This is a genomic window from Enhygromyxa salina (genome assembly GCF_002994615.1).
Lineage (GTDB): Bacteria > Myxococcota_A > Polyangia > Nannocystales > Nannocystaceae > Plesiocystis > Plesiocystis salina_A.
This window is the reverse complement of the sequence record NZ_PVNK01000099.1, coordinates 1-4107: the sequence shown is the minus strand read 5'-3', so window position 1 is coordinate 4107 and position 4107 is coordinate 1. Positions and strand designations below refer to the sequence as shown.

4 protein-coding genes are annotated in these 4107 nt (G+C 72.2%); all 4 read left to right on the top strand.

All coding sequences use genetic code 11. The features are described 5' to 3' along the window. The first annotated feature begins 205 nt into the window (after positions 1-205). The 4 genes from ENSA5_RS08995 (at position 206) to ENSA5_RS08980 (ending at position 3970) form a co-directional block, all read left to right on the top strand. Complete coding sequence (locus ENSA5_RS08995; protein WP_106391223.1) at positions 206-1528, top strand: sensor histidine kinase; 1323 nt, start codon at positions 206-208, stop codon at positions 1526-1528. A 39-nt stretch (positions 1529-1567) separates the two neighbouring features. After that, positions 1568-2227 carry a response regulator transcription factor gene (locus ENSA5_RS08990; protein WP_106391222.1) on the top strand — a complete coding sequence of 220 codons (660 nt, stop codon included), beginning with the start codon at positions 1568-1570 and terminating at the stop codon, positions 2225-2227. After that, on the top strand, positions 2224-3351 hold the full coding sequence (locus ENSA5_RS08985) for a hypothetical protein (protein ID WP_146155494.1): 1128 nt from the start codon (positions 2224-2226) through the stop codon (positions 3349-3351). Before ENSA5_RS08990 ends, ENSA5_RS08985 begins: the two co-directional genes overlap by 4 nt. 91 nt (positions 3352-3442) lie before the next feature. Further along, entirely contained in the window at positions 3443-3970 is a 528-nt protein-coding gene (locus tag ENSA5_RS08980; protein WP_106391220.1) for an RNA polymerase sigma factor, read from the top strand. The last annotated feature ends 137 nt before the right edge of the window (positions 3971-4107 follow it).

The window sequence follows — 4107 nt, the reverse complement described above, 5'->3', positions numbered from 1 at the left end:
CCCCCCCGGCCTCCCATGACCTTGCCACGCACGGCCGCAAGCGGCCGGTCGCTCGTTCCTCGCTCGGTGGGCTCGTATGTGTCTCGCACCGGCCTGCGTGGCCCCCTAGAAGGGGGCTCATTTCATCGACCCCCCCGGTCTCCCATGACCTTGCCACGCACGGCCGCAAGCGGCCGGTCGCTCGTTCTGAACCTGCACTCAATCCATGGCTGAGGCCGAGCAGCTCGAGGGGGCGGGGGTCAATCTCGAGCGCTACCTCGCGGCTCGGCTCGGGCCGCTGGCGTTTTTTCTGCTCGTCGTCGTAGCGATCTCGGCGCCGCTCGTGTACCTGGTCATGGGCGTCAAGACGATCCGGACCCGGGCCAACTCGACGGCCAGGCTGGTCGCGGAGCTGATCCACGAGGAGGCCCAGCAGCGCCCGGTCTTGTGGCGCTACGACGCGCCCAAGCTCCTGCGTCACGTGAGCCTTCAGACCGCCCATCAGAGCATCGTGCGGATCGATCTGACCGACGAGCAGGGGCGCCTGATCGAGCTCGGCCAGGCGGCCCCGAGCGCGTCCGACCGCGAGCTGCTGTGGCACTCCGAGCCGATCGAGGTCGAGCGCGAGGTCGGGCGGGTGTGGGTCGGCGTGACCTCGCGCGAGGTCGAGCGCCAGGCGTCGCTGATCTTCCTCGGCTTCGCGGCGCTCGGGGCCCTGCTCGCGGGGGTCATGTATGGCCTGCCGGTCAAGGCGATCGTCGAGGCCGAGAAGCGCATCGACGCCTCGCAGCGCGCGCTCGAGCACCTCAACGTCAACCTCGAGGCCACGGTCGTCGAGCGCTCGTCGCAGCTGCGCGAGGCCCTCGACGAGGTCCGCGACAAGGAGCAGCGCCTGCGCGAGCTGTCGGGCCGCGCCGTCGCTCTCCAGGAGGCCGAGCGGCGCTCGCTCTCGCGCGAGCTCCACGACTCGGCCGGTCAAGCGCTCACGGCGATCCGGATCAACCTCCAGATCCTCGCCGAGCTCGCCGGCAACGATGGCGCGAAGGCCATGGCCACGCGGACCGTCGAGCTCGCCGACTCGACGCTCGAAGAGATCCGCCGCGTCGTCAACCGGCTCGCGCCCGCGGTCCTCGACGACCTCGGGCTCCAGGGCGCGATCGAGCGCCACTGCGACGACTTCTCCGAGCGCACGGGCGTCGAGATCGACTACCAGTTTGGTGACCTCGACGAGCCCGGGGTCGACACCGGGGTCGAGACCGCGGCCTACCGGATCGTCCAGGAGAGCCTGACCAACGTCGCACGTCACGCGAACGCCGAGCGCGTGACGATCGACCTGCGCCGGCTCGACGCGGGCGCGGTCCACGACCGCATCGCGATCGACATCGCCGACGACGGCCGGGGCTTCGACGTCGAGGAGGTCCGCGCCAAGGGCCGACGCGGGCTCGAGGGCATGCGCGAGCGCGTCGAGCTGCTCGGCGGGACCATCGAGATCAGCGCGACGCCGGGACGCGGCGCGCAGATCCACGTCACCTTGCCCGTGACCGCGTGACGGCCCCGGTCACGGGTCTTTGCTGTTAGTCTGAGCGCGATGCCGGACAAGCCGATCCGCGTGCTCCTGGCCGAAGATCACACGATCGTCCGCGAGGGGCTCAAGGCGCTGCTCAGCGCGAGCGAAGATCTCGAGGTCGTCGGCGAGGCCGGAGACGGCCGCGCCGCCGTCGACGCCGTCGCGCGCCTCCAACCCGACGTCGTGGTCATGGATCTCAACATGCCCAAGCTCAACGGCGTCGACGCGACCCGAGAGATCCGCGAGAAGCCCGACGCGCCCAAGGTCCTGATCTTGTCGATGTACGACGGCGAGGAGTACGTCCGCCCGGCGATCCGGGCCGGGGCCAGCGGCTATCTGCTCAAGGGCTCGGGGCTGTCGGACCTCGTCAAGGCGATCCGCGCCGTCGCCGGCGGCGAGGCGTTCTTCTCGCCCGCGATCGCGATGATCCTCCTGCGCGACAGCCGGGGCGAGAGCCCGGCCGCGACCAAGGATCCTGGCGACGGCCTGACCAAGCGCGAGCGCGAGGTCCTGACCCTGGTCGGCGAGGGCAAGTCGAGCCCCGAGATCGCCAAACACCTCGGCCTCAGCGTCAAGACCATCGAGGGCCACCGCGGCCGGATCATGGCCAAGCTCGAGTGTCGCAACGTCGCCGGCCTCGTCCGCCAGGCGATCCGGCTTGGCCTCGTGAAAGCCGAGTGAACGCTGCCGGGTTGCTCGCCACGCTGATCTGGCTCGGGCCGCCGACGCTGCCCGACGCGCCTGCGCGAGATCAGGCCGAGCGAGCAGACGCCAAAGACCTCGCGCTGAGCTGGTCCGGGCCGTCCGAGTGCCTCGGCGCCGACGCCCGCGCCCGCGTCATCGAGCGCCTCGGCGTGCTCGCGCCCGAGCTGTCGATCGCCGCGGCGAGGGGCTCGGCGCTCGTGAAGGTTCGGGCCCGGGTCGAGCCCGCGCCTGCGTCGGGCTGGTCCGTAGGGCTCGAGATCGACGGGCCCCAGGGCCCCGAGACCCGGACCTTCGTGGCCGAGAGCTGCGCGGTCGCGATCGACGCGACGGCGCTCGTGCTCGCGGTCGCGGTCGACCCCGTCGAGATCGCGGCCCGCATCGACTGGCGCGCGAAGGGCTCGCTGCCCGCGCCCAAGCCCAAGCCCGGGCCCAAACCCGAGCCCGAGCCCGAGCCCGAGCCCAAACCCAAACCCAAACCCAAACCCAAACCCGAACCCGAACCCGAACCCGAACCCCCGAGCTCGACCGAGACCAGCTCCGCGCTCCTCGTCAACCTGCCCAGCTCGAGCGAGGACGTCGAGCCCGTCTCGCTGCGGGCGCGGGTGGGTCTCGCGCTCGTCGGCGGTGGAGGCTACGGCCCCGTCCAGGGCGGCTCGGCGGCGCTCGGGCTTCGCGTGGCCGTGTTGGGCGCGCGCTGGCGCTGGGCCCTGCGCGGGATCTGGCTGCCTCCGGTCCAGCCGACCCTCGGCGAGCGCGGCCGCGCGCGCGTCGACGGCTTCATGATCGCGACCGGCGGATGCGGGGTCCCCCACGCCGGGCCCGTCGAATTTCCCCTCTGCGGGGCCGTGGAGGGCGGCGCGGTCCGGGCCGTCGCGCTCGAGCCGATCCAAAACCCCCAGCTCGCGACCCAGCCCTACCTCGGTCTCGCCCTCGGGCCGGGTCTGGCCTGGGCGCCGATCGAGCGCCTCGCGCTCGGGATCGGGGTCGAGGCCACGATCCCGCTCGTGTCCGGGGGCTTCGCCCTCGATGATCAGCCCGTGCTCGACAACGCCCCAGTCGGCGTCCGAGCGCTCGCAGGGGTCGAACTTCGCCTCCCCTGAGGCCGCCGCGAGCGGGCGCGGGTCGGGCCCGGATCAAACCAGACGATCACCAACCACGGATCCGGCCGCATCCGGCAATCGCTCCTTTCCGATGGCTCTGTCCCGCCCCGCGCCCGCCCCGAGCGACGAGTTCGATCTCGTCTATCGGCGCGAGATGGGCTTCGTCTGGCGCGTGCTCCGCTACCACGGTGTGCCTCCTTCCGCGGTCGAAGACGCGGTTCAGGACGTGTTCATGGTCGTCTATCGGCGCTGGCAGGACTGGGACCAGGACCGCTCGCTGCGCTCGTGGCTGTTCGGCATCGCCCGGCGCGTGGCCGCGACCTCGCGCCGCGGGGCGAGCCGACACCAGCGCAAGCTGGCGGCGGTCCCCGAGCCGGCCGCGGCGACCTCCCTCGACGAGCAGGCCGCCGACCGCGAGACCCTGCGCCGCCTCGCGCTCGTGCTCGAGCAGCTCGATCACAAGCTCGCGGCGGTGTTCATGCTCGCCGACATCGAAGGCCTGAGCGCGCCCGAGATCGCCCGGGAGCTCGGGGTCAACCTCAACACTGTCTACTGGCGTCTGCGAAGCGCACGAGCCCGCGTCAACCAGGCGATGGCGGTGCAGGAGTGCCGACCATGACCGAACTCGACCCGCGCATCCACGACACCATCGCCCGCAGCCGAGCGAGCCACGCCCCGCCACCGGGCGCCGAGCGGCGCATGCTCGCGCAGTTCCACGCCCAGCTCGGCGGGGGGCCGGGCGGCGGCGCTGAGGGC